Origin of the sequence: Halosimplex amylolyticum (assembly GCF_051414035.1) — an archaeon.
GTDB lineage: Archaea > Halobacteriota > Halobacteria > Halobacteriales > Haloarculaceae > Halosimplex > Halosimplex amylolyticum.
The window spans coordinates 1678230-1702281 of record NZ_JBLKNW010000001.1 but is presented as its reverse complement, the minus strand read 5'-3'; the positions used below and the strand labels follow the sequence as shown (position 1 = coordinate 1702281).

General features: G+C 65.4%; 22 protein-coding genes and 1 tRNA gene. 8 read left to right on the top strand and 15 right to left on the bottom strand.

Translation table 11 applies throughout. The features are described from left to right. Positions 1 to 45: 45 nt before the first annotated feature. The 3 genes from ACMGFE_RS08030 to ACMGFE_RS08020 all read right to left on the bottom strand — a co-directional run bounded on the left by ACMGFE_RS08030 (position 46) and on the right by ACMGFE_RS08020 (position 3804). Positions 46 to 1143: a glucose 1-dehydrogenase gene (locus ACMGFE_RS08030; protein ID WP_436924584.1), complete on the bottom strand. Its 1098-nt coding sequence runs from the start codon at positions 1141 to 1143 to the stop codon at positions 46 to 48. Positions 1144 to 1319: 176 nt separating this feature from the next. Beyond that, positions 1320 to 2384 carry a Gfo/Idh/MocA family protein gene (locus tag ACMGFE_RS08025; RefSeq protein ID WP_436924583.1) on the bottom strand — a complete coding sequence of 355 codons (1065 nt, stop codon included), beginning with the start codon at positions 2382 to 2384 and terminating at the stop codon, positions 1320 to 1322. A gap of 124 nt (positions 2385 to 2508) precedes the next feature. Beyond that, complete coding sequence (locus ACMGFE_RS08020) at positions 2509 to 3804, bottom strand: HAD family hydrolase (RefSeq protein WP_436924582.1); 1296 nt, start codon at positions 3802 to 3804, stop codon at positions 2509 to 2511. 198 nt (positions 3805 to 4002) lie between these two features. Here ACMGFE_RS08020 and gfcR point away from each other — a divergent pair, with 198 nt between their 5' ends. Further along, positions 4003 to 4635, top strand: a complete 633-nt coding sequence (gene gfcR / locus ACMGFE_RS08015) for a transcriptional regulator GfcR (RefSeq protein WP_436924580.1) — start codon at positions 4003 to 4005, stop codon at positions 4633 to 4635. 167 nt (positions 4636 to 4802) lie between these two features. On the opposite strand, the gene ACMGFE_RS08010 is transcribed toward gfcR, so the two are convergent. From ACMGFE_RS08010 to ACMGFE_RS07995, 4 genes are all read right to left on the bottom strand, one after another. Beyond that, positions 4803 to 5255 (bottom strand): hypothetical protein, encoded by a 453-nt coding sequence (locus tag ACMGFE_RS08010; protein WP_436924578.1) that lies wholly within the window; start codon positions 5253 to 5255, stop codon positions 4803 to 4805. A 112-nt stretch (positions 5256 to 5367) separates the two neighbouring features. Then, a complete protein-coding gene (locus tag ACMGFE_RS08005; RefSeq protein WP_436924577.1) occupies positions 5368 to 6660 on the bottom strand; it encodes an MFS transporter in 1293 nt (430 codons plus the stop codon). 161 nt (positions 6661 to 6821) lie between these two features. Further along, on the bottom strand, positions 6822 to 7613 hold the full coding sequence (locus ACMGFE_RS08000; RefSeq protein WP_436924576.1) for an HD domain-containing protein: 792 nt from the start codon (positions 7611 to 7613) through the stop codon (positions 6822 to 6824). A gap of 80 nt (positions 7614 to 7693) precedes the next feature. Beyond that, positions 7694 to 8170 carry a redoxin domain-containing protein gene (locus ACMGFE_RS07995; protein ID WP_436924575.1) on the bottom strand — a complete coding sequence of 159 codons (477 nt, stop codon included), beginning with the start codon at positions 8168 to 8170 and terminating at the stop codon, positions 7694 to 7696. A 149-nt stretch (positions 8171 to 8319) separates the two neighbouring features. Between ACMGFE_RS07995 and ACMGFE_RS07990 the strand changes: the two genes are divergently transcribed. Both ACMGFE_RS07990 and ACMGFE_RS07985 read left to right on the top strand, forming a co-directional pair. Further along, positions 8320 to 8649 carry a Sec-independent protein translocase subunit TatA/TatB gene (locus ACMGFE_RS07990; protein WP_436924574.1) on the top strand — a complete coding sequence of 110 codons (330 nt, stop codon included), beginning with the start codon at positions 8320 to 8322 and terminating at the stop codon, positions 8647 to 8649. An 81-nt stretch (positions 8650 to 8730) separates the two neighbouring features. Beyond that, positions 8731 to 8803 (top strand) — tRNA-Arg (locus tag ACMGFE_RS07985). Positions 8804 to 9595: 792 nt separating this feature from the next. Here ACMGFE_RS07985 and ACMGFE_RS07980 read toward each other — a convergent pair. From ACMGFE_RS07980 to ACMGFE_RS07970, 3 genes are all read right to left on the bottom strand, one after another. After that, positions 9596 to 10399 (bottom strand): alpha/beta fold hydrolase, encoded by an 804-nt coding sequence (locus ACMGFE_RS07980; RefSeq protein ID WP_436924573.1) that lies wholly within the window; start codon positions 10397 to 10399, stop codon positions 9596 to 9598. Positions 10400 to 10759: 360 nt separating this feature from the next. After that, on the bottom strand, positions 10760 to 11290 hold the full coding sequence (locus ACMGFE_RS07975) for a cupin domain-containing protein (RefSeq protein WP_436924572.1): 531 nt from the start codon (positions 11288 to 11290) through the stop codon (positions 10760 to 10762). Between the two features lie 100 nt (positions 11291 to 11390). Then, positions 11391 to 11837: an ester cyclase gene (locus tag ACMGFE_RS07970; RefSeq protein ID WP_436924571.1), complete on the bottom strand. Its 447-nt coding sequence runs from the start codon at positions 11835 to 11837 to the stop codon at positions 11391 to 11393. Between the two features lie 546 nt (positions 11838 to 12383). On the opposite strand from ACMGFE_RS07970, the gene ACMGFE_RS07965 reads away from it, so the two are divergent. The 3 genes from ACMGFE_RS07965 (at position 12384) to ACMGFE_RS07955 (ending at position 15939) form a co-directional block, all read left to right on the top strand. Further along, the gene (locus ACMGFE_RS07965) at positions 12384 to 13250 is read left to right on the top strand and encodes a helix-turn-helix transcriptional regulator (RefSeq protein ID WP_436924570.1); all 867 of its coding nucleotides are present in this window, start codon (positions 12384 to 12386) and stop codon (positions 13248 to 13250) included. Between the two features lie 295 nt (positions 13251 to 13545). After that, entirely contained in the window at positions 13546 to 14958 is a 1413-nt protein-coding gene (locus ACMGFE_RS07960; RefSeq protein ID WP_436924569.1) for an FAD-dependent oxidoreductase, read from the top strand. Positions 14959 to 15327: 369 nt separating this feature from the next. Then, positions 15328 to 15939, top strand: coding sequence for a DUF998 domain-containing protein (locus ACMGFE_RS07955; RefSeq protein WP_436924568.1), 612 nt, complete (start codon positions 15328 to 15330; stop codon positions 15937 to 15939). Between the two features lie 359 nt (positions 15940 to 16298). On the opposite strand, the gene ACMGFE_RS07950 is transcribed toward ACMGFE_RS07955, so the two are convergent. The 5 genes from ACMGFE_RS07950 to ACMGFE_RS07930 all read right to left on the bottom strand — a co-directional run bounded on the left by ACMGFE_RS07950 (position 16299) and on the right by ACMGFE_RS07930 (position 20607). Continuing rightward, on the bottom strand, positions 16299 to 17303 hold the full coding sequence (locus ACMGFE_RS07950; protein WP_436924567.1) for an Acg family FMN-binding oxidoreductase: 1005 nt from the start codon (positions 17301 to 17303) through the stop codon (positions 16299 to 16301). A 302-nt stretch (positions 17304 to 17605) separates the two neighbouring features. Next, complete coding sequence (locus ACMGFE_RS07945; protein WP_436924566.1) at positions 17606 to 18952, bottom strand: cytochrome P450; 1347 nt, start codon at positions 18950 to 18952, stop codon at positions 17606 to 17608. A gap of 129 nt (positions 18953 to 19081) precedes the next feature. After that, positions 19082 to 19873 carry an enoyl-CoA hydratase/isomerase family protein gene (locus ACMGFE_RS07940; protein ID WP_436924565.1) on the bottom strand — a complete coding sequence of 264 codons (792 nt, stop codon included), beginning with the start codon at positions 19871 to 19873 and terminating at the stop codon, positions 19082 to 19084. 171 nt (positions 19874 to 20044) lie between these two features. After that, positions 20045 to 20323 (bottom strand): UPF0058 family protein, encoded by a 279-nt coding sequence (locus tag ACMGFE_RS07935; protein WP_415381792.1) that lies wholly within the window; start codon positions 20321 to 20323, stop codon positions 20045 to 20047. A 68-nt stretch (positions 20324 to 20391) separates the two neighbouring features. Further along, positions 20392 to 20607 carry a ribbon-helix-helix domain-containing protein gene (locus tag ACMGFE_RS07930; RefSeq protein ID WP_274323873.1) on the bottom strand — a complete coding sequence of 72 codons (216 nt, stop codon included), beginning with the start codon at positions 20605 to 20607 and terminating at the stop codon, positions 20392 to 20394. Positions 20608 to 20851: 244 nt separating this feature from the next. Here ACMGFE_RS07930 and ACMGFE_RS07925 point away from each other — a divergent pair, with 244 nt between their 5' ends. Continuing rightward, positions 20852 to 22198, top strand: a complete 1347-nt coding sequence (locus ACMGFE_RS07925; protein WP_436924564.1) for an isochorismate synthase — start codon at positions 20852 to 20854, stop codon at positions 22196 to 22198. Positions 22199 to 22255: 57 nt separating this feature from the next. Further along, entirely contained in the window at positions 22256 to 24031 is a 1776-nt protein-coding gene (menD, locus tag ACMGFE_RS07920) for a 2-succinyl-5-enolpyruvyl-6-hydroxy-3-cyclohexene-1-carboxylic-acid synthase (protein ID WP_436924562.1), read from the top strand. Positions 24032 to 24052 lie beyond the last annotated feature (21 nt).

Sequence of the window (24052 nt, the reverse complement as noted above, 5' to 3'; positions counted from 1 at the left end):
GGCGATTTCGCCGCTGAACGGCGGTTCGGTTCTACCGCGGGACCGTCACAGCGTGTCGAACTCTACGACCGCCTTTATCTGGTCGTGACCGTACTCGAAGGCCGGGGCGACGTCGTCGGGCGTCGCGACCGTCGTCACGAGGTCGTCGAGCAGCCACTCGGGGAGTTCGCCCAGCGCGTCGATCGCCCCCTCGAAGTGCTTGACGTGCGAGTTGACCGTCCCGACCAGCGCCTTGTTGTGCAGGACGAGTTCGTTGTGGATCCGCCCGCCGTCGATCTCGAACTCCCAGGAGTCCGGGATGCCGAGCAGCGCGCCGACGCCGTTGGGCGCGAGCGCCTCGACCGTCTCGAAGGCGTGTGGGGCGTACCCCGTCGCCTCGTAGACGAAGTCCACCGCCTCGAAGTCCGCGGGGACGGACTCCAGCGGCGTCTCCGTCGAATTGACGTACGTGGCCCCGATCTCCTCGATGATGTCGACCGTCGGGTCCGGTCGCTCGCGCCGGCCGAGGCAGTACGTCCGCTCGAAGTCGTGCTCGGTGAACGAGCGGTCGCTCTCGACCCCGAACTCCAGCATCGCGAGTGTGATCAGCCCCAGCGATCGGTTTCCCAGCACCAGCGCGGACTCGGGCGACCACTCGAACGCCGACCGCGAGGCGTAGGCGTGTTCGAGCGCCTTCTCGGTGATGCTGACCGGTTCCGCGAAGAAGCCGAACTCCCACATGTCCGCGGGGAACGGGACCAGGTACTCGGGGGGACTGGTGACGTACTCCGCCATGTAGCCGTGGTCGCCGACGATCCCGCGCTCGACGTACTCGCCGTCGGGCGCCATGTCCGGTTCGCCGCGCTCGAAGTACTCGTTCGTCCCGCTGGCGGGCGGCCGCCTGACCGTCGGAACGACGACGTCGCCCTCGTCGAGGTCGGTGCCGTTCGCGTCTTCGACGACCGCCACGGCCTCGTGGCCGAGCACCATGTGGTCCTCGCCTTCGGGGAAGCCCCCGTGCGAACCGCCGATGACCTCGTGGTCCGTCCCGTCGACGCCCACCCGAAGCGTCCGCAACAGCGCCTCGCCCTCGGACGGCTCGGGTCTCGGCTTCTCGATCACCGCGGGACCCTCCGAGCCCCGCTCGACTGCGATTGCTTTCATCAGTTGGTCGAAAAATGTACTCTGTTCCGAGTTAAGTCTTTCTGCAACGGGACGCGAGCGCCGACGTATCGGATCGCGGTCCACCGGGGAGAGCGGCCGAGCCCCGCGCTATTCGTCCGCGGGGAACGGGACGTCGGCGCAAGTAAAACGGAGTGGAGAACGGGCGGTCCGCGTCGTCAGTCCTCGACGGCGACCGCTTCGCCGGTCTCGCTGGAGCGGTAGATGGCGTCGAGGACGCGCTGGACGGTCAGGCCCTGGTCGACGGTGTTGCGTTCCGGTTCCTCGCCGACCGCCGAGTGTTCGAGGAAGTAGGTCTGCTCCGCGGCGTGGGGGTCGCTGTTGGCGGTCTCGATCTGGGACTCGATCATGTGGCCGGCGCCGTCGGTGCCGGACTCGTGGAAGGTGACGCCCTCGCCCGGTCGGAACGTGGCGCCGGACTCGGTCCCGCGGATGACGTACTCCTGCTTTTTCGGTCGATTGACGGCCCAGGCGACCTCCAGCGAGATGGTCCGGTCGTCGGCGCAGCGGATCAGCGCCGTCGCCGAATCGTCGACGTTGAATCCCTCGGAGCCCTGGTCCTCGCCCCACATCTGGATGTAGGTGTAGTCGTCGCGGCCGCCGAACTGCGAGCGCGTGACGCCGCTGACCTCTTCGACCTCGGGGTAGCCCAGCAGGTACAGCGAGAGGTCGACCGCGTGGACGCCGATGTCGATGAGCGCGCCGCCGCCGGCGACTTCCTTGCTCGTGAACCACGAACCGCGGCCGGGGACGCCGCGTCGCCGGATGTAGTTCGCCTCGACGTGGCTCAGTTTGCCGAACCGGCCCTTCTCGCGGTAGCCGTTGATTACCTCGACCCGGTTATCGAAGCGGGTGTGGAAGCCGACCATACAGAACCCGTCGGCCTCGTGAGCGGCCTCGGTGATGCGTTCGGCCGCCTCGAGCGTGCTGGCGAGGGGCTTCTCGACGAGCACGTCCAGGCCGTCCTCGAGCGCGTCGACGACGTACTGCTCGTGAAACTTGTTGGGCGTCGTGACAGCCACGGCGTCGACCTCCTCGTAGAGGTCGTGGTGGTTCTCGTACGTTTGCACGCCGAACTCGTCGGCGAAGGAGGCGCGAGCGCCTTCAGCGATGTCGACGCCGCCGACGAGGTTGGCGCCCTGGTCGACGAACCGCTCCGCGTGGTGGTGTCCGATGTTGCCCAGTCCGACGATGCCGAGTCTGACAGATGAGATATCGACCATGATGATGACTCCGTGAAGTTCTACGGAAACGTACGTACGGACTACCGTAAATATCCCGCCATACGTTGCTCGAAATTTCGCTTGCGGTGAACGTTCGGTCCCGGGCGGCGAGGTGGCCCGGCGGTCACTCCACGGTGACGAGTCTGTTCAGCGCGTAGACGGTCCGGAGGACGTCGCCGGCGTCGCCCGCCGGGAAGACGAGGCCGTCCGTCGACCGGACGTGGTCGAGGACCACCGACGACGCGTGCTCCGGCGCGGCGGCGATGCCCGCGCCCTCCTCGTCGATCCACTCCATCACCCGAAGGTCGCTCTTGCTGTCGCCCAGCACCAGCGCGAAGGGGTCGTCGATCCCCAGTACCTCGAAGGCCGCGTCGACCCCGACCGGTTTGTTGAGTTCGCGGCTGACCACCTCCGCCGCGTCGGCCTCGTAGTACGCCACGTCGACGCGGTCGAGGAACGACGACACCGCGTCGGGCACCGCGACGTCGTCGGGCGCCTCGCCCCGCTCGTCGAGCACCGCCCGGATCTCGGGGTCGCGCGCCGCGTAGAAGGCGCGGGTCCACTCGCCCGCCCCAGCGCCGACGATACCACCGTCGTCGCTCTCGCGGTCGTCCGCGGTGGATTCGGCGCCGTTCACGCCGTCGAGGTAGTCCGCGACGGCGACGCCGAGCAGGTCGAGCAGGTAGACCAGCGCCTCGTCGACCACTTCGCCCGCGTCCGCGCTCCCGGTCTCGAAGTTCGGCTTCAGCGTGACGTTGAACTCGTTGCCCTGGAGGTGACAGCCCCGGGCGACGGCCTCGGGCGCGTCCGTGAGGACGCGCTGGCGGAGTCGCTCGAACACCGACCGGACTTCCTCGTCGAGGTCCTCGTAGAGCAGTCGCTTCGTCTCGGGCCCGTGGCCGGGCGTGAACACGCCGGTCCCGCTCTCGTAGACGACGCTCACCTCGCCGGAGTTGACGACGGCGTTGCCCAGCCCCTGGCTGAGAAAGCCCTTGACGTTCTCCAGGGTCTGGCCCGTGCAGACGACGATCGGCACGCCGGCCTCGTGGAACTCGGTCAGGAGGTGCAGCGTCTCGCGGGGGATCTCGTTGTCCGTCGTCCCCGCCGACCGGAGCGTCTCGTCGACGTCGAGGACGAGGGCGTTCACCGGCCGGCCGTACTTGGTCGCCAGGTCGAGGCCGGTGAAGGCCTGGTCGCGCGTCGCGTGAGCGGCGACGGCCGCGTACGTCTCGCCCGTGCCCGGGAACGCGTCGCGGATCTCCCCACTGAGGGCCGCGAGTTCGTCGCTGGCGTCTTCCCAGTAGGTGAGCGCGACTCGCGAGTCCAGCGGCGGGAAGAGGTCGACGAACGCCTGATGGGCCCGCAGCGTGTCGGTATCGAACTCGTCGTAGAGGCGGTAGAGCTGGTCGTATCGTTCCATTGCTGGAGGATAGTGTGGGGGACCGTTGTGTAGGTTGGGATCGGCCGATCCCCGACGCTCGCCCTGCTACAGCACGAACCGAACGTGTGATCGCGGAGCCGTACCGCGGAATTTATGGGTACCGCTGCGGGTGTGTCACGTCGCGGCGAGAACCCACAACGGGTAACACCCCCGCGTGCGAAAGCACACGTAAGACGCATGAAGAACATCGACGATCTCATCGACAGCGCGGCCGAACTGGCCGAGCGGGGCCTCTCGAAAGGGGAGATCGCCGACGAGCTGAACGTCTCGAAAGAGACCGCTTCCTGGCTCGTCTCCCGCAGCGGCGCGACGACCACGACGACCAGCCAGAAGTCCCACAGCCCGCACGACATCCACGTCGACTGGAGCGCCATCGGTCGGGACAGCGCCCGACTCACCTACGTCGGACGCGCCGTCGCCGACCTGCTCTCCAAGCAGGGCGACGAGGTCGACCTGACCATCGGGATCGAGAAGGCCGGCGCCCCCATCGCGACGACGGTCGCTCGGGAACTGGACACCGACCTGGGGACGTACGCGCCGAGCAAGCACCAGTGGGACGACGGCGAGACCGAGGACCTCGCCGGGTCGTTCTCGCGGAACTTCTCCCAGATCCGCGACCGCGAGTGCTACGTGGTCGACGACACCATCACCAGCGGCACGACCATGACCGAGACGGTCGAGGCGATCCGCGAACAGGGCGGCGAGCCCGTCGCGTGTGCCGTCCTCACGGACAAGCGCGGCGTCGAAGACATCGAGGGCGTCCCCGTCTACTCGCTCGTCCAGGTGCTCCGGGTCGGACAGTCGAAGTAACCGGTCCCGAACGTGGACCCGTCGGAGCGCCGGCCGGCCCGTTCGGTGGTATCGTCGCGCAGTGAGGCCGATTTGGCTTCTCTCGCTCCGTCCGCGAGCGACTGCAGGTCGGAGCGCTCGGCGATGCGAAAACGCGAAGAAGCGTCTGCGTCGGCGTGTGCGCCCGCTCAGCGCTCGATGTCTTCCCAGTGAGTAGACGTGATGTGGGCACCGGGTTCGTCGGGCGCGCTCAGGGTCAGTTCGTCGTCGCTCCACTGGACGACGAGTTCCGGCCGGTCGTCGGTGGGCCCGTCGCGGTCGGCGTCGTCGGTCCGGGCTCGGACGAGGTCGTCGGTCACTGCACGGCCGTCCCCCTCGAGTACTTCTTCGGTCAGTCCGACGCACTGGACCGACCGCGACCGGTCTGTCCGCACCGGGAAGTTCGAACGCTCCGTGGGTTCGATCCCGTCGTAGTCGTCTGCCCGATCGGTCACGGAGGGAAGCCGGGCGCTAATTGACCGTCCGAACGACCGGAGACGATTCACCACCCGACCCAACAACGAAGGGGACGCCGTTCCCCGGTCGGCGTCCGCGACGCTCCGACCCTCCCTGTCGGACCCGTCGAGGGGGGACTGGCTCATACGCCCACTTGGGGCGGGACGGTAAAAATCATTGTGCCAACGTGTACCAATCGCATGGTACTACCGGTTTCCCGTCAGGTCATTTCGGTGGATCCGAGCGCGGGTTTCCGCGTCAGTCGCCGGCCGCCGGGACGTGTTCGGGCGCCGGCTCGACGTGGTAGAGACCGAGAAACGCCACCGCGGCGACCGCGATGAACGCGCTGGCCGTGAAGAAGGCCGCGAACACCGAAGTAGCGTCCCAGAGTGCGCCGACAGAGACGGGGCCCGCGACCTGACCGACCTTCCACGCGATGGAGCGCAGCGAGAGGCTCCCCGCGACGGCGTCGAAGTGCTCGCCCTCTTCGACGAACAGCGCCATGCTCGCGGGCAGTCGGAGGCTGTCGGCGATCCCGCAGATGGCGAAGGCGCCGAACAGCGGGAAGAAGGCGGGCGGAAGCGTCGTCGAGAGTCCCCCGACCGCGACGGTCATCGGCGCGAACCAGCCGACGGCGTACTCCGCGAAGGGGATGACGGCCGCCCCGACCGCGTACAGCACCGCGCCGACGAACACGAACAGGTGCTTGTGGCCGAGGCTGTCGGTGTACGACCCGACCATCCCCTGGGTCAGCGACTTCGTGAGTTTCCCGCCCGCGAGGATACCGCCGACGAGGACCGGATTCATCCCGAACCGGGTCCGCGCGTAGATGGGGAGAAACAGGATCACGGCCATCTTCCCGAAGCTCAGTCCGAAGCGGAACACGACGAGCGCGCGGATCGCCGAGCGCCCCAGCAGCATCCGGAGCGTCTCCACGCCGGTCGCCTCCTCGGGGTCCGACTGCCCGCCGGGGTCGTCTCGCAGGAAGACGTAGACGCCGACCGCGGCCAGTAGCGTCACGCCGCTGAGGACGCTGTACGTGAGCGTGAATCCGCTCGTCGCGAGCAAGATTCCGCCGACCAGGTCGCCCGCGAGACTGGAGAACGCGCCGACCTGGTTGTACGTTCCGAGCCACTGGCCGCGCTCGTCGTCCGGACTGATCTCCCCGACCACGGTCGACCCGGTGATCCACAGCAGGCTCGCGCTGAACCCCTGGAGCACGCGCATCAGGACGACGTGGTTCACCGTCTCGACCATCGCGAACCCGACGAAGACGCCCACGTTCAGGACGAGGCCGACGAGCAGGTACCGCTTCGCGTTCCCCGTGTCGATCGCCCGCCCCAGCGGCAGCACGATGATCAACTGGACGAGCGCGAACGCCGTCCCGAACAGCCCTTCCACGGTCCCGGAAGTCGCGAAGATGTCCGCGTACAGGGCCAGCGCGATCGCGATCGTCGAGTAGGCCTGCGAGCGCGCGAACGCGGTGCCCGCGAGGGCCAGAAACTCCGCGTCCCGGAGCAATCGCAGCGATCCGCCGGAGTCACTGCTCACTGGATCGGCCTTCGACTACAGAGAATAAGGCGTTTCGTCCGCGGCGGTCCCTTCCGGCTGTCGGCCGTCCAGCTTCCGACTGTCGGTCGTCAAGCTTCCGGCTGTCCGTCGTCCCGCCGAACGGCCCGCCGGTCGGTCGTCCGGCAGGGCCCCGAACCGTCCTACAGTTCGATCCGCTCGACGATGTTGTCGCCGCCGTCGGTCGAGTTGACCGCGACGATGCGGACGTGCTCTTCGAGCCCCGACCCGTTGAGCTTGGCCTTGAGTAGCTCGTCGACCTGGTAGACGCCCGCGGCGTTGTGCATCTCGATTTCGACGAGCACCGCCGCGTCGTCGCCCGCCGCGAGCGTCACCGACTCGATGGCCTGGCTCGACACCGTGTTGATCCCGCGACCGCCCCGCTCGTAGGGGTATCGCGACCGGCCGTGCTCCATGTCGAGCCCGTCGGCCAGCCTGACGATGCCAGCCTCCGTGGTCAGCGGCGTCTCCGGCGTGTGGTGACAGAGGATCGCGTGCAGGACTTCCCCCTTCACCCGGACGGCGTCGGCGGTGCCGTAGAACTCCGGGAGGATGCGGTCGAGCAGGTCGGCCGCCAGCGGGATGGAGTAGTAGGGGTGTTCGTCCCGATGGACGACGTGGCCGATGTCGTGCAGCGTCGCCGCGAGCCCGACGATCACGGGTTCGTCGGCGGGTTCGAGTCCCTGGTCGGACGCGCCGTTGAACTCGACCTCGCCGGCGTGGAGGAGTTCGTACAGTGTCAGCGCGCGGTCGCGGACGATGCTGACGTGTTTCGCCCCGTGGTCGTTGTACCGCATGCGCGCCACCGGGTTGACGTTCTGCGCGTCGAGATACGTCTGGACCTCCTCGTCGTCGTCGAGAAACGCGAGCACCTCGTTGAGGCGCTCGTCGGGGAACTCGTGCTCGGCGTCCGGGTCGTACGACTGGTCACTCATGGCAGTACAGTCCGCCCGCTGACGCAAAAACCCCGCGCCCACCGGATTGCAGCGCGCGACGACGCCCTCGTTCCCTCCGGTCACGAGAGCGCTTCGACCGCCTCGTACACCTCGTCGTAGTCCGGTTCGATACCGGGGTCGTCCGAGACCCAGGCGTACTGGACCTGCCTGTCGCCGTCGATCACGAGCACGGCCCGTTTCGCCACGTCGTCGACACCCATCGACGCGAAGTCCATGCTCAGGCCGTAGGTGTCGACGATCCGCCGGTTCGTATCGCTAATCAGCCCGTACGTCAGGCCGGTGTCCTCCCGGAAGGCGTTGAGGGCGAACGGCGTGTCGATGCTGACCCCGTAGATCGTCGCACCGGCGTCGGCGAATTCGTCGAGGCGGTCCTCGAAGGTCTCCATCTCGTGCGTGCAGACGCTCGTGAACGCGCCCGGGAAGAAGGCGAGGACGAGCGGCGCTTCGTCCAGTCGCTCCGAGAGGGCGAACTCGGCCACGGCCCCGTTAGCCAGCGGTGCTGTGAAATCCGGCGCGGTGTCTCCGACAGTGACCATACAGGGGGCTCGGACCCTCCCGGAAAGGGCCTTGCGTCACCGGACGACCCGTCCGGATCCGGGACGGGCGAAAGATTGATGAGAGCGGTTCTACCCCATGATAGACAGCAAAAAGGTTATAATCGGGACCGAGTAACCGTCGGGTAGAGATGTTGCAAGAAGCACTCATCCCCCTGTTCCCGGTCGGGGGTATGCCGGGCGGGACGGAGCTGATCGTCATCCTGCTCATCGCCGTGTTGCTGTTCGGCGCGAACAAGATCCCGAAGCTCGCGCGGTCCACCGGTCAGGCCATGGGCGAGTTCCAGAAGGGTCGCGAGCAGGTCGAACAGGAGCTCGAAGAGATGAAAGAGGGCGCGACCATCGACGACGAGGGCAACATCGTCGACGAGGACGGCGAGATCCTCAAGACCGAGGCCGAGCGCGAGGCCGACGCGGAGTCGACGACGTCTTCCACCGAATCGGCAGCGTCCAGCGAATAACGGTCCGCTCTCTTCCCCCTCTTTTCATCAGCCGCCGAGCAACAGCAAGGGTTTTTCTCCCCGCGTTCGGTGCCTCCGGTAGGGCGTGTGGCCTAGGGGACAGGGCGAGGGGTTCCTAACCCCTCGATCGCGGGTTCGAATCCCGCCACGCCCGCTATCGTGTCGAGCGACAGCGAGACCGATAGCGATGCGTGCGGGATTCTAATCAGGGAAGACACGCGCAGCGAAGCGAGCATGTCTGACCGCGGTTCGAATCCCGCCACGCCCGCTTCGCAGTTCCTCACGTCCGTTCGGAACACGCTCGCGTGCGTGGCGTAGTTCGCAAACGCTTCGCGTTTGCTCACTCCCGCCACGCCCGTTCTGCGAGGAGTGGACGCGCCGAGCGAACGGGCACGGGATTCGAATCACGCGAGACGAGCGTAGCGAGTCTCGCACCGGGTTCGAATCCCGGAAGACGCCCCGGGGCGTCTTCCGACCCTCGCGAAACCGGGGGTTTCGCTCACTACCGCCACGCCCGTGGAAACAGAATTCCGGCGGGTGACAAGGGTCTGGGTCGTGATTTGGCCCCAAGATGGTCGTCTTGATTTCGTTCAGTCGGCGAACACCGTCTAGCGGTTCTTCGGATTCGCGCGCTTCGAGAGCCGAACGCTGTGGCCGTAATCAATCGGTCATTGATCCACCGCATGTCGAGGGGACCAGCTGAACTCCTATAGGCACACTCGTGCTCAGACACCGCACCGCGAACAATCGGGCTGGGCTGTCGTCATCGTTTGGCTTCGAGGAAAGATTAAACCGCGTCTCAGTCGCTCGACGAGCCCTTGTGAACCCACACTCAGTGGTCACCTCACTTCCGTTATTGGTTCGAGATGCGCCGTGGATCATGGCGGTTCCAACTCGACCTACTGCTGTTCTGTTAGGTAACGGATGACCACTACATGGCACGAATTCAACTGAATGAATCGACGAAGTCGCCCACTACCTGATTGAACCGGTCGGGTTCTTCGAGGGTGAGACAGTGTCCGCTCTCCTCAAACAGTTCGAACGACGCTTCTGGGACGCTCTCCGCAACGTCTCTGACTGCCGGAACGCTCCGCCATTTCTCGTCGGCACCGGCACACACTAGCATCGGGACATCAACATCGGGGAGAACATCCCGGTAATCCCGCATGGTCGCATCTAGGATGATCGCGCTTTTGATAGCCGGAGGGCATTTCGATTCCTCGTCAAATATCGTACGTCTGAGTGACGCCGACGGTGGCTCTTTCAGGAGCTGATCGATAGCGCTCTCGATGAACTCCAGATGGTCCGTTTGGATGCCGACATGGATCTCACGGAGTCGCTCCGGGTCGTAGGTCCCATGGTCGCTGTCGTCCCATCGAAACGGCGCCGCCTCCATATCGACGTCCACGAGCGCCCTGATCCCGTCTGTCTCGAACTGCTCGACGTATTCCCACGACACGAGGGCACCCATCGACCACCCGACGAGGACAACGTCATCGAGTTCCCGCCGTTCCAGAAAGGTACGGACATCACGAGCATACTGCGGGAGCGTGTGGCCCGCCTCGGTTTTTTCCGACCGGCCATGGCCACGGAAATCCACTGCTATTGTTCGATATGTGTCGGACAGGTCTGCGAGCTGTGGGCCGAAATATCTGAGCCCGGCCCAGGCCCCATGGAGGAAGACGATTGGGTGTCCTTCCCCGCGGTCCTCGTAGTAGAGGTCTGCCCCATTACACTGGACAACGGGCATAATACTGGAGGTTCGCTCAGTACCGTATTATAACTAGGCTGCCACGGAATACACTGCATGGCTCAGTTGAGCCGTTGAGAGTGCTCGGTGCCCTTGGATATGTCATGGACGCAGATTCTGCGCGTAATCCAAAGTACAAGAGCGTGCGCTTTCAGAAATAGAGCTCGGTTAGTCAGACACATTCATTCTCGCGATCAGGGCATCGAAACGAGTACCGGAGTTCATTACCGAGGGCCTGCAAACGAGACTGTGGCACCACTCAGGACAGGGCGTTGCCCACTCGGCCCTCGTGGTCTCCCAGTTCTCGGCAGCACATTCCAGTTCGGAACGGTTCGGGCAGGAGTCGAAATCGCCGGTCGGTTACTCGTTTATCTCCGGTTCGCTGCCAGTCAACGCGGCGTCGCGATAGTAGGGCCTATAGCCGAGCATCCGTCCCACCGGCGCGAGGACTGCGAACAACGGCTTCTGTCTCCATTGCGGCGGGCCGACCAACCGAAAGACATCCCAGTATTGCTGTAGAATGACGGCCGTCTGGAGCAGGTTCGGGACGCCGGCAGCGTTGACCTTCCCTACTGCCGCGAGTCCGGCCGTCGTCTCAAGGACCATCTCGAAGTTGCCTGCTGGGCGGAGCTCTATCGTCGCCCGGACTTGTTCGTCGCTCCCGTTCCAGTACCGGTGGGGTCGTCCGGGTGGAACTGTCGCCAATTCGCCTTCTTCGAAGATCCATTCCTCGCTGTCGACTTCCAGGTTACGCCTCCCGTCATCGATCTCGAAGGTCTCCGACTGTTTCGGGTGGATGTGTAGCGGTGGGCCCTGTGCGTGCTGGGATTCGACAATCTCTATTAGCACGTATTCGCCGCCTGTATCGGCACTTCGTTCGAGGAACGTCATCCGCGATCCGTAACCGGGTTCTCGCCGGTGTCGACCCCTCCTGATTTGTCGATCGAAATAGAGGAGTTCACGTACTGGTGGTGGCGTCAGATCTGACCGATCACGTCTGAGCGGAGATCCCCCCGGGGGGAGAGAGAATGCCGAGTTGATGGAGCATACCGAGCGTATCGGGATGTAACCAACGCTCGGCGACTTTTCCGCCCTCGATCCGTGTGAAGACCATATTCTGGATTTCGAAGGACTCGTTCGTCGGTTCCATGCCCATGAAATCCCCTTCGTGGGTTCCCCGCAACGTCACCCGCATGGCGACCGTATCACCTTCGGTGACGGCATCCTCGACGGTCGCACTGAAATCTGGGAACGCCTCCAACCATCGTCTGAGCGACTCTCTGATCTCCTCGGTACCACGGGCCTCTTGGCCGAACGGGGCATGTTCGACCGCATCCTCGGTGAACACTTCCTCGACGAGATCGAGATTATCTTCTGTTACGATGCTCTCGGGGACGCGTCTGGCGATGCGTTCGTTTTCCGTGGTTGGGTCAGCCATTGGAATGTCCTCACGTAGGGGACAACCAATTGAGCAAAATGTATTGTTGCCAGTTACCGATGAACACACAAGGTTGTCAATTAAATCGTCTCGGGCCCTCACCATATAGTAAGTAGAAGATTCAATGCTGCTACGTCGGAAGAAAGCCCTGCCGCGATAGATGACCGAATTCACACGTCTGAATTCGACCGTCTATTGCCCGAAAGGGCGGTCCGTTCAGTCGCTGAGCGAACGCCCGCCACGCCCGTGGAACCGGAAATCCGCCGGGTGACAGGGTCTACATAGCGGTCTGGCCCCAGTAAGACCTTCTGGATTTCGTTCGGTCGCTGTATGCGATCCAGACCGTCCTTCGGATTCGCGTGTGTAGAGAGCCGCCGCCATGTCTGTATTCAATCGGCAATTGGTTAGATCGTTGTCGTCTCTCACGTACCAAAATAGCGCCATTCACCCCAATACTCGGGTCGGATCAACGCATCGGAACGCATGCGACATCGACTGTAATCCACTACCCCGTAATTTGTTACCACACACCACGTATTGCTACGTATGACCACCGAGAGTGGGGCGGTTCCCCCCGACGCACTGGAAGATATCGCGTACCTCTCGCGGTCGCCGAATCGGGTCAGAATACTCGATGCGCTCACGGACGGGCCGTATACACGGCGGGAACTGGAAGCGTTCACCGAGGCCTCGCGGACGACGCTGGACCGCATCGTGAACGAACTGGAAGAGCGCGGGTGGGCCGAGCGGACGATAGACGGTGACTACGTAGCGACGCCGATCGGGGACCATCTCGTGGACCAGTTCATGCCGTTCGTCGATTCAATTGTCGCTATCCGACGGCTCGACGAAGCGGTCGCGTGGATACCGACTGACGACTGGCCAATCGGTCTGCATCATTTCAGAGACGCGTCCGTCCGATGGCCGGCACAGGACGACCCGATGGAGACAATCGACTATTTCATCGATCTGATGCAAAACACGACCGAGTTCCGGGTGTTGACGAACTTGGCCGCTCCAGCACCGCTCGCCACGGCGATGCGGGACCGTGTCGTCGCCGAGCGATTGACGGTAGAGTGCGTCGTCTCTGCCGAGATCGTCGAGTACATGCGGGCGCGGCCGGACCGGCAGACGCGGTGGCGGGAGATGATCGAGGGCGGAGCCAGCTTGTTCCGGTACGAGGGGGTCGTACCGTGTAACATGTATATTTTCGACGACACCGTGCTGATCAAGAAGGGTGGTGCCGAACCGATCGAGGAGGGCTACGGCGTCCCCATCCAGAGCGAGAACGAGACAGTCCTGTCCTGGGCCCACGACCTGATGGATCAGTGCCGGGAGGCGGCTATCCCCGTCGATGCAGAGGCTTTCACCGAGGGGTCAACGCTGTCGGAAACGAGCTCCAACACCAAGTGATATCGTTTCAACTTCGAACTGTGGATCCCTATACTCCCGTTTCACGCCGTGTGTATTTGCCTATCGCGTAATGGGATAGTGGCCGCCGTCCCAGTGTCCGCTGGGTATCCATGATCCCTGAACGATTGCGACTTCGGAACGTCCCAGGTGGGGGACCTTCGCGACCGAATACAGAGAGGCACTCGGTGCTTTCGGCAAACGACGTCCTTGCACCACGGAACGACCACATGGGAGGAGTCCGGTCACAGCCGAGAGCGACACAGAGACTGCCAGCAAGTCAGAGGAGGCAGTCCCGATGACGCTCGCGACCGTTCCGCGATACGAACCGGACCGGCTGTCCGTCGTCGACGACCACGCAGTCGTCGTTGGGGGAAGCATGGCCGGTCTCTTCGCCGCCCGTGTACTCGCGGACAGGTTCGAGGAGGTCACTGTCGTCGAACGCGATCCGCTGCCCGACGAGCCGGTACCGCGTGATGGAGTCCCGCAGGCCCATCATCCCCATGCGCTGCTAGAAGCCGGTCGTGCAACGATGGAGGACCTGTTCCCGGGTTACGGAGAGGATCTTCTCTCGGCCGGTGGCTTGCTGACCGATGCGGCGACCGATGTAGCGTTCTACGACGAGGGGGGCTTCCTCGCTGACGGTCCGAAACGGATCCCGCAGTACATCGCTACCCGACCACTGTTCGAATACGTCGCTCGACGACAGCTCACCGATCTCGATGGTGTTCACGTACGGGCTGGCTGCCGGTGTCTGGACTACCTCGTAGACGATACCGCTACGGCTGTAGACGGGGTAGCAGTACTGGATCGGAATTCGGCGCGAGAGGAGCTACCCGCCGAACTGGTAGTCGACGCCAGTGGACGGGCGAGTCGAACCCCATCCTGGTTAGCGGATAACGGTTACACACCCCCGCCCGTCGACGAGGTAGAGATCGACGTTGTCTACAGCAGTCTCGCTGTTCAGCGTCCGCCAGAGGATCGGCGCACCATCTTCGCTCCGGCCTCGCACCCGCGGACCCGCGGAGGCGTGGCCCTTCCTGTCGAGGGCGACCGCTGGCTCGTGAACGTCCACGGTATGCACGGCGACCATCCCCCGGCGGACGCAACAGAGTTCAGAGAGTTCGCGTCGAACCTTCCGATCCCACACATAGAACGGATCCTCGAACGACATCGATGGGTTTCAGAGGAAATCGAGCGCTATCCGTTCCCATCGAATCGCCGTTGCTACTACGAGGACTTGGATAGGTTCCCCGATGGCCTGCTGGTTCTCGGTGATGCTATTGCGAGTTTTAATCCGATCTACGGACAAGGGATGTCCGTCGCGGCGCTCGAATCACTCGTACTTCATCACACACTTGCCTCAACTGGCAGCGAGGACCTCGCGTTTCGATTCTTCGACCGGGCTTCGGAAGTGGTCGACATCGCGTGGACGATGGCGGTCGGCGCTGATCTCCAGTTCTCGGCGACCACGGGTCGCAGGCCTCGCGGTTCAGAACTCTTCGCCCGGTACCTGTCCCGTCTCACCCGCAAAGCCCACACCGACGGGGAGCTACGAGATGCTCTCTACCGGGTGATTATGATGGAAACCCATCCATCTGCGCTCCTTCGTCCAGGTGTCGCATGGCGAGTGCTGAAACCGAGCTTTGGGAGCATAACTTCGGATGCTCGCATCCCGGTCGAGGCCGATAAAAACGCCGCAGAGCGATGAGTGCTGAGCGAAGACAGAACCCAATTCACACCCCTGAATTCGATTTCCTCGCGTCCGAAAAGAAGATCCGTTCGGTAGCTGAACCAAATCCCGCCGCGTCCGTGGAAACGGAAATCTCAACGAGGACGTATTCGCGCCCTGTATCGCCACTTCGTTCGAGGAACGCCATCCGAGGTCTGTAACCGGGTTCTCGACGGTATCGATCCCCCCTGATTTGTTGTTCGAATTCGAGGAGTTCACGTACTGGCGGTGGCGTCAGGTCTGGCCGATCACGTCTGAGCGGGCGTCCCACCGGGAGGAGAGATGATGCCAGGTTGATGGGGTAGATACGGAGGCAGTTCTTAGTAGCTGGTCGGTGTGGGGCCGTCTATGTGGGGTGACCGGATACACTCGGGTATCGGGATAGCGGTCTGTCTCTCGGCTTCTGCGCTCGCGCTCGCAGTCGCGCCAGCATTCATGCCCGAGGGATACTCCTGGGTCACCCACACGACCAGTCAGTCGGCTGCCCAAGGTGTTGAAGCAGCGTGGATCGCCCGACTCGGGTTTCTCTCGTTCGGCCTCGGCGTCATCTGGGTAACGGCAGAGCGACGGGTTGCCTGGCGGCGCTGGGCGAGTGTCTTCCACGCCGGGTTCGGCGCCTTCATGGTCGCAACGGCGGTGTTCTCGACGCGGTCGTGGGATGCGGCGATGCCGTACAATCCAGTCGAGGACGCCATTCACTCGGCGACCGCTACACTCGTGGGATTCTGTTTCGCATTCGGAGTGTTGGCCCTCCTACTACGACGACGGAAGGAACAGTTTGCCGTTCGATGGTTCGACCTGTTCGCCCTGAGCGCGACAGTCGCGTTACCGGCAGCGATGACACTACTGCCCCAGTTCGCCGGTGTCTTCCAGCGACTCATGTTCCTCGTGGCCTACGTCTGGTACCTGCGAGAGGACTACCTGCTTTCGAGTCACTCCGACCGCCACGCGAGGCCGTAACGGAGTGAGTCTTCCGGTGAGCTCAGCGACCCGTGAGCGAGTGCACAGCGGGGTTTCGACGCTCGCTGTCAGCGCCGGTCGCGTTCAGTCGACTTCCCACCACACTAATCCAACCAGAGACAACGACGCAGTTCACACCCGACGGGTCACCTGAAGTCCTCTCGACAACAGTGGCCGTACGTAGCGCCGTGCTGAAGCTCTCGAAATCGACCTTCGAACACAGCAGAGCGAGCCGGCACCCCGGCTCACATATCCGGGCCACGTTGGGACCGGAGGGGCACTCGTGCCCCGAATTTAACCTCGACTGCGGCACCGGGAACACGCGCCGATAGTGTGGCGGCGCAAGGGGAGGTGCGGACTCACGGTCGTTCGGCGAGGAAGGTCTCCAGCGGCCAGCGAGGCGTGTGATCCTGTTCCGATTGGGGATACCCGAGACGAAAGAGGTGTTGTGGCGACGCGTCGTGCCGGTTGAGCAGCGACGTCAGTTCCGCGCGCATCTCGGGGCGTTCCAGGATCTGGCTCATCGGGTGGACCGCGACGCCGTTGCTGGCCGCAGCCAAGGCCACGCGCTCGAAGACCTGCCCGGCCCTGATGCGTGCCGACGGGTCGTCCGAGTCAGTCACGAGCAGACCGACGGCCGGCGCGCTCTGGATCAACTTTGAGTTCTTTTTGGCTTCGCTGTCCCCGATATCCAGGTGGCTGACGACCGCCTGCCCGATCCGTGCCTTGAGCCACGAATCACCGAGCGCACCGATCCCGATCCAGTACCCTAACTCTTTGCGATACTGCGAGTTATCCATCTGGAGGCGGTCGGCCTCGGCCTGTAACTCTGCGACCGAGGACTTCGGCTCTGGCTCGTCGACCATCACGAGTGTCACGTCGTCCTCCAGCACGCAGTTTCGTAGTTCGTCCCGGACGGGGTCACCGAGTGGCGCGTCCCGGAAGAGGTGATGGTTCGTGACTCGCTCGGTGATCGCGTCGAACAACGCTGGGGGACGATCTGACGACGGCTCACTGTCGGGCTGAAGGGTGACGACGACTGGCGCGGTATCTTGGTGATACGCGACATCGAAATCGAGGTCGAACCGTTCGGCGGCGATACAGAGATTCTCGACGGCACACCCGAGACTGACGTACAACTCTCGCCTGTCGTGGTCAGCCACGTCCAGCCAGCGGTCTTCGACCGCGTGGACTTCGATCTGTCCGCCGTCGACGACGAACTCCCAGGGCTGGGAATTGTGGCTCGATGGGGCGAGAATCGCGTACCGGAGGAGGAACCGCGCACGCTCCGGGAGTGACGCGTCGGCTGGAAAACTCCCGTCGTCGATGCTCCAGACCTCGTGTGTCAGGTCGGAGGACGCCATGCCAAGATATTACACGCCTACGTCATTGAGACTACCGCTGCGAGTCAACGGGCCCAGATGCCAGATGTCGACCGGTACCGTTCCCGTGCGGGTGGTCCGACCTGTATCTAGCGCCGTTCGAGGACTGGAATGATACCCGACAGCATCCCCACCGGTACATTGGCAGACACACTCGGCAGCAGATCCCATTCTGGTGTGTCGAACAAGCACCGAGCGGCGACGGATGGCGGTCAGTCCCATCGACGTAGGGATTCGAGTCAGGGGAGACGCACGCAACGAAGGGCGCGCGTCTGACACTCAAATTACGTCCGCTCGTGGATCCGCATCAACACGGGATCCCGCGGTCGTGCGGTGATCGTCGCCACGAGGTCGAGCGACGGATCCGACACCAGTTCGAGGTGGTACCGCTGGAGCAGCGTGGCGAGGACGACCTTCGCCTCCAGCATCGCGAAGCGGTCGCCGACGCAGCGGCGCGGCCCGGCGGAGAACGGGAAGTAGGCCAGCCGCGGCAACGACTGCTCCATCTCGTCGGTCCAGCGGTCGGGCCGGAACGCCATCGGATCGTCGTAGAGGTCGGGATCGCGGTGGACTGTCCACTGGTTGATCGAGAGCGTCGAGCCCTCGGGGATCGTGTAGCCCGCTATCTCGTCGCGACCGGCAGCCTCGCGGACGATGGCCGGCACCGGCGGGTAGAGCCGCATCGATTCCTTCACCACCTTCTCCAGGTAGGGGAGGTCGCGAACGTCCTCGACGGTCGGGGGTTCGCCTCCCAGATGCTCGTCGAGTTCCGCGAGGAGTCGGTCCTCGACGGTCGGGTGCTGCGCGAGCAGGAAGGTGGTGAACGTGAGCGCCAGCGCGGTGGTCTCGTGGCCGGCGAGCAGGAGCGTCATCACCTCGTCGCGGATCTGCTCGCGGGACATCCCCTCGCCCGACTCGTCTTCGACGGCGAGCATCCGAGAGACGACGTCGTCGCCGGGGTTGCGGGCGCGCTCGTCGACGATCCGGTAGACGACCGCTTCGAGGTCGTCGATGGCGCGCTGGAGGCGGATCTTGCCCGGCGTCGGGACGTCCACGGGGAGCATGTCGGCGCTGAACCCCTCCTGGTAGTCCATCACGACCTGCAGGGAGGAAGCGACGGTCTCCACGTCGCGGCCCACGTCGACGCCGAACAGCGCGTCCGCGACGATTTCGAGGGTGAGCTCCATCATGTCCTCGTTCACGTCGCGGACGGCGCCGTCGCGCCACTGCGCGGCCGTCTGCTCGCTGCGTTCGACCATCGTCTCGGCGTACTCGGCGATGCGGTCGGGCTCGAACGCGGGACCGATGAGGTGGCGCTGGCGCCGCCAGAACTCCCCTTCGCTGTTGAGCAGTCCGTTACCGAGGACGGGGCCGAGCGACTCCTGGAACAGTTCGCCCTTGACGTAGTTCCCGTTGTTGTGGACGAGGACGTGTTCGATGCCCTCGGGACTGTTCACCTGGTAGAAGGGGGTTCCGAGCACCTCGTAGTACGCGAGGTCGCCGTACTCGCGGGCACAGCGCTCTCTGAAGGCGTACTCGTCACGCACGAACTCGAAGAGGCTGCCGACCACCGGGCGACCGCTCGGCCCCGGCGGACGGACGACCGACTCCGTCGCGGATGCGTTCTCCATGGTCGTGATACGGACGCGACAGGAATAACCGCTCGGGCGCTCGGGTCGCGTCACGACCGACGATCGGCGTCCGTGCCGACCGACGATCGGTGTCCGTGCCGACCGACGATCAGCGTCCCTGCCGACCGATCACTCGCCCTGGAACTCCGGGTCGCGGTCCTCCCGAAACGCGCGGCGGCCTTCCTCGAAGTCCCCGGTCGTGGTGAGGAAGCCGAAGCCCTGACTCTCCATCGCCATCCCGGCCGCGAGACTGGTATCCTCGGCGTTGTTGAGGACCGACTTCGCGACCTTCAGCGCCACTGGCGGCCCGTCGGCGAGGTCGTCGACGTAGGACTCGACAGTCTCCTCGAACGCTTCCGGCGGGACGGCGCGGTTGATCAGTCCCCAGTCGGCGGCGCGCTCGGCGTCGATGCGGTGACCGCGGAAGACGAGTTCCTTCGCGCGCGCCTCGCCGACGAGGCGGACGAGCCGCTGCGTCCCGCCGCCGCCCGGGAGCAGACCGAGATTGATCTCGGGGAAGCCGAACTCGGCGTCGGTCGACGCGACGCGCATGTCACAGGCCAGCGCGAGTTCGTGCCCGCCGCCGAGGCAGTACCCCCGGATCGCGGCCAGCGTCGGGCGTGGGTACTCGGCGACGACGTCGTACAGCGGCGTCACGTCGATGGCTTCGGCGGGCGTCCGATCGGAGATACTATCGACGTCGGCGCCGGCGCTGAAGGCCGTCTCGCCGGCGCCCGTGACGGTCACGCAGCTGACGACGTCGTCGTCGACGCGGTCCAGGAGGGAGGTGATCTCCTCGCGGACCGCGTCGTCGATGGCGTTGAGGCTCTCCGGGCGGTCGATCGTGATCGCGAGTCGACCGCGGTCGTCGATGCTGCAAGCGATCGCTTCGCACTCGCCGTCGATGTCGGCGACGCTCATGCCTCGACTGCGCACGGTGGCGACAAGTAGCCACCGCCGGTCCGCGATCCACCCGTGACCAGCGCTTCAGGGACCGTCTCCGGAAGACCCGCTCGCACTGTTCCAGTACCCGTCTCCCCGTTCTCGGTACCCAGCCCAGAGGGGACGAACTGTCTGCGACGTATCTGTGTTCTAGAGCTTCTTCTCGGCGTCCTCGGCGAGCTCCTTCATGCGCTTGCCGACGCGGCCGGCGTCGGAGAACTCGTCTTCGCTCATGGCAGTGGCGAGGGCGTTGCCGAGGACGAAGACGGCGTGTTTGTGCTCGCTTTTGGACTTGTGGACGTCGTCGGGCGTGACGTCGAGCTCCTCGTAGGGGTCGAACAGCGTCGAGTCCACGTCTTCGAGGTCGGCGAAGTAGTCCTTGATCATCACCATCTGCGCGTGTAGCTCCAGCAGTTCGTCCTTGTGCATGCGGTCCAGTACGGTAACCGCCGGTTTAAGAATTGTCCGTCAGTGGGTCACACAGGAGTTGCGCGCGCTCAGAAGACGTACTCGTCTTCGTGGCCCATCATCCCGTCGTCCTCGTACCCCGCGTCCTCGTCGTCGTCCATCGGTCCGCTCGTCTTGTATGCCTTCAATCCCGTCGAGAGCAGGTCCTCGATGGCTTCCTCCCGGTTGAGGAACTCACCCTGCTCGACGAGCTGGGTGATGCGCATTTCGAGGTGTTCGGGGATCGTGAGATCAACCTTGGGCATCGGATCGGTCGATTCTTCGGTGAGGGGGTATTTAACTCTGGCGGGGGTTCAGTCTCGGCCCGACAGGCCCCCATCGTGCGGTTTTTGCGTCTTCAGTTCGTTAAGTGGCCCCTATCTCGGACGGTCGATCGCCGCCGGAGTCGAGCGGCCGGACTACGCACCGGTGCGCCGGCGGGGCGGCGAGGCGACCGGTCCCCGGGCGAAGTAGTTAGGCTGAAAGGCATACGGTGCTAAGCGCCTGGAGATGGAACCTCTGCGTGGTGACGAGTCGTCGGTCGACCCCGGCGAGACGACCATCGCGACGCGCGGCCGCGAGGTGGGCCCCGTGCCGGTCGGGGCCGTCCTGCGTGAACTCCCCCGGCCGACGGTCGCCTGGTCGGAGGCCGGCCAGCAGGTCGCCGCCGGAGGGTCGGCGGCGACCATCGCGGCCGACGGCGCCGGCCGATTCGAGACGGTCCGGCGCGCGGGCGAGGCGCTGTTCGCGGGCCGAACCGTCGCGTCTGACCTGCCGCGCGTCGCGCGACCACGCCTGTTCGGCGGCTTCGCCTTCCACGAGGACGACAAGGACAACGGTCAGTCCCCGTGGTCGGGCTTCCCGGACGCGCAGTTCGTCCTCCCCGCCGTCCAGGTCGTCTCGGACGCCGATGGGTCGACCTGGATCGTGACGACCGCGACCGGCCCGTCCGCGGCCTCGACCGCCGACGCGCGACTCGACGAGTGGACAGACCGCGTCGCCTCGCTGGACGACGAACTGCCGACCGACGGCCCCGGGATCGAGCGACGGACGTACACGCCCGACGACGCCGGTTGGCGACGGCAGGTCGAAGCCGCCGTCGAACGGATCGAGCGCGGAACGCTCCGCAAGGTCGTCCTCGCCCAGGCGCTGACGGTCGACCTGCGCGACGAACTGTCGGTCCCGGCGGTGTACGCCCGCCTCTCCGAGACGTATCCCGACTGTTTCCGCTTTCTCGTGGCGCCCGAGGGCGGCGGCCAGTTCTTCGGCGCGACGCCCGAGCGACTGGTCACGCGGGACGGACGGACGGTCACGACCGAGGCGCTCGCCGGATCGACCGGCCGGGGGGACACCCCGGAAGAGGACGAGTGGCTCGCGCGCGAACTGCAGGAGAGCGCGAAGGACAGCCACGAACACGAACTCGTCGTCGAAGCGATCAAGTCGCAACTCGACCCGTTCGCTACCTCGATCTCGACGGGCGACCGCACGGTGCGTCGACTGGCGACCGTCCAGCACCTCCAGACCCCGGTAACCGCGGAACTCGCGGAGGACGACCACGTCCTCTCGCTGGTCGAGGCGTTGCACCCGACGCCAGCGGTCGGCGGCCTCCCGCCGGACGAGGCTCTAGAGACGATCACGGAGACCGAGGCGTTCGAGCGGGGCTGGTACGCCTCGCCGGTCGGCTGGTTCGACGCCGAGGGCGACGGGACCTTCGCGGTCGCGATCCGCTCGGCGGTCGCGACCGGCCGACAGGCCACGCTGTTCGCCGGCAACGGCATCGTCGGCGACAGCGACCCCGACCGCGAGTGGGACGAGGTACAATTGAAGTACCGTCCGGTCCTCGACGCGCTCGAATGACCGGACGCCGCCAGCGGGTGACTGTGCTATGACCGCTCCGAACCGGGTGACGCCCGCGTGACCGCACCGAACCGCGCGACGCTGTGGGGCCGAACGCTCGTCGACGAACTCGCCGCGAGCGGCGTCACCGCCGCCTGCATCTCGCCGGGGAGCCGCTCGACGCCGCTGACGGTCGCGTTCGCGGAACACCCGGACGTGGAGACGTACTCCGTCCTCGACGAGCGCTCGGCCGCGTTCTTCGCGCTCGGCCGCGGCCGACGCACGGGCGAGGCGACGGCCCTGGTCTGTACGTCGGGGACCGCCGCCGCGAACTATCATCCGGCGGTCGTCGAAGCGTCCCAGTCCAGGGTTCCGCTGCTCGTCCTGACGGCCGACCGGCCGGCCGAACTCTCGGACAGCGGCGCCAACCAGACCGTCGACCAGACGAAACTCTACGGCGACGCCGTCCGCTGGTACCGCGAACTCCCCGAACCCGCCCCCGAAGCGCGCCGGCTCCGCTCGCTCAGGGTCGCCGCCGACCGCGCCGTCGCGAAGACGACCGGCGCGGACCCCGGGCCGGTCCACCTCAACGTCCCCGTCGCCAAACCGCTCGAACCCGTCGAGCGGCCGGACGACGTCCCCGACTCGCTCCCCGAAACCGCACCGCTCGGGAGCGATGGTCGGGACGGTCCGTTCGTCAGGACGGCGGGCGGGACGCTCACGCCGGACGACCGGACCATCGACGACCTCGCGGCCGCCGCCGAATCGGCGGAACGCGGACTGGTCGTCGCCGGGCCGTCGAATCCCGGCGTCTGCGACCCGGTAGCTATCGACGCGCTCCTCGACGCGACGGGCTGGCCGCTGCTCGCGGACCCGCTGTCGGGGCTCCGATACGGATCGCTCGTCGAGGAACACGCCGTCTGCGGCGGCTACGACTCGTATCTCGACGCCGAGGGCTGGCCCGATCCAGAACTCGTCGTCCGCGTCGGGGCTTCGCCCACGTCCAAAGTTCTGCGGACCTACCTGGCGGACGCGGACGCCCGGCAGGTCGTCGTCGATCCCGCGGGAGACTGGCCCGAGGCCGAGTTCACGGCCACCGACTACGTCGAGGCCGACCCCTCGGCGGTTGGCTCGGCGCTCGCCGACCGACTGGACGCCGAAGCGGGCTCCGGAGCGGTCGCCTCCGGCTGGCGCGACCGCTTCGAGCGGGCGGAGGCGACACACTGGGAGGTCGTCGACGCGGGCCCCTACGAGCGGTTCTTCGAGGGGGCGATCCTCGCCGAAACGGTGGCCGGAGCGCCGGACCCGGCGACGGTGTACGTGTCGAACAGCATGCCGGTCCGTGACTGCGATCGATTCGGACGCCCGCGACCGGCCGATCTGACCGTGCTGGGCAACCGCGGCGCCAGCGGCATCGACGGGATCACCAGTTCCGCGCTCGGCGCCGGCAGTGCGACGGACGACCCGCTGGTGCTCGTGACCGGCGACCTCGCCTACTACCACGACATGAACGGCCTGCTCTCGGTCGCGCGCTGCGGCGTCGACGCGACGATCGTCCTGATCAACAACGACGGCGGCGGCATCTTCCACCTCCTCCCCATCGAGTCGTTCGACCCGCCGTTCACCGACCAGTTCAAGACGCCTCACGGACTCGACTTCGAGCCCACGGGCGACCTCTACGGACTGGAGTTCCGGCGCGTCGCGGACGCGGACGGCTTCGCGGAGGCCTATCGCGACTCGCTCGCGCGCGACGGCACGCAGGTCATCGAAGTGCGCGTCGACGGCGAAGCCAGCCACCGATTCCGGGAGACGCTCCACCAGCGGGTATGCGAGCGCGTCGCACCGGATAGCTGACCGAGTTTCTCGTCACACCGT

Bases quoted from the DNA above. Each gene is read 5' to 3' on its own strand.
- ACMGFE_RS08030 (WP_436924584.1), bottom strand. From the start codon at position 1,143: ATGAAAGCAATCGCAGTCGAGCGGGGCTCGGAGGGTCCCGCGGTGATC.
- ACMGFE_RS08025 (WP_436924583.1), bottom strand. From the start codon at position 2,384: ATGGTCGATATCTCATCTGTCAGACTCGGCATCGTCGGACTGGGCAAC.
- ACMGFE_RS08020 (WP_436924582.1), bottom strand. From the start codon at position 3,804: ATGGAACGATACGACCAGCTCTACCGCCTCTACGACGAGTTCGATACC.
- gfcR (WP_436924580.1), top strand. From the start codon at position 4,003: ATGAAGAACATCGACGATCTCATCGACAGCGCGGCCGAACTGGCCGAG.
- ACMGFE_RS08010 (WP_436924578.1), bottom strand. From the start codon at position 5,255: ATGAGCCAGTCCCCCCTCGACGGGTCCGACAGGGAGGGTCGGAGCGTC.
- ACMGFE_RS08000 (WP_436924576.1), bottom strand. From the start codon at position 7,613: ATGAGTGACCAGTCGTACGACCCGGACGCCGAGCACGAGTTCCCCGAC.
- ACMGFE_RS07995 (WP_436924575.1), bottom strand. From the start codon at position 8,170: ATGGTCACTGTCGGAGACACCGCGCCGGATTTCACAGCACCGCTGGCT.
- ACMGFE_RS07990 (WP_436924574.1), top strand. From the start codon at position 8,320: ATGTTGCAAGAAGCACTCATCCCCCTGTTCCCGGTCGGGGGTATGCCG.
- ACMGFE_RS07980 (WP_436924573.1), bottom strand. From the start codon at position 10,399: ATGCCCGTTGTCCAGTGTAATGGGGCAGACCTCTACTACGAGGACCGC.
- ACMGFE_RS07975 (WP_436924572.1), bottom strand. From the start codon at position 11,290: ATGACGTTCCTCGAACGAAGTGCCGATACAGGCGGCGAATACGTGCTA.
- ACMGFE_RS07970 (WP_436924571.1), bottom strand. From the start codon at position 11,837: ATGGCTGACCCAACCACGGAAAACGAACGCATCGCCAGACGCGTCCCC.
- ACMGFE_RS07965 (WP_436924570.1), top strand. From the start codon at position 12,384: ATGACCACCGAGAGTGGGGCGGTTCCCCCCGACGCACTGGAAGATATC.
- ACMGFE_RS07960 (WP_436924569.1), top strand. From the start codon at position 13,546: ATGACGCTCGCGACCGTTCCGCGATACGAACCGGACCGGCTGTCCGTC.
- ACMGFE_RS07955 (WP_436924568.1), top strand. From the start codon at position 15,328: ATGTGGGGTGACCGGATACACTCGGGTATCGGGATAGCGGTCTGTCTC.
- ACMGFE_RS07950 (WP_436924567.1), bottom strand. From the start codon at position 17,303: ATGGCGTCCTCCGACCTGACACACGAGGTCTGGAGCATCGACGACGGG.
- ACMGFE_RS07945 (WP_436924566.1), bottom strand. From the start codon at position 18,952: ATGGAGAACGCATCCGCGACGGAGTCGGTCGTCCGTCCGCCGGGGCCG.
- ACMGFE_RS07940 (WP_436924565.1), bottom strand. From the start codon at position 19,873: ATGAGCGTCGCCGACATCGACGGCGAGTGCGAAGCGATCGCTTGCAGC.
- ACMGFE_RS07935 (WP_415381792.1), bottom strand. From the start codon at position 20,323: ATGCACAAGGACGAACTGCTGGAGCTACACGCGCAGATGGTGATGATC.
- ACMGFE_RS07930 (WP_274323873.1), bottom strand. From the start codon at position 20,607: ATGCCCAAGGTTGATCTCACGATCCCCGAACACCTCGAAATGCGCATC.
- ACMGFE_RS07925 (WP_436924564.1), top strand. From the start codon at position 20,852: ATGGAACCTCTGCGTGGTGACGAGTCGTCGGTCGACCCCGGCGAGACG.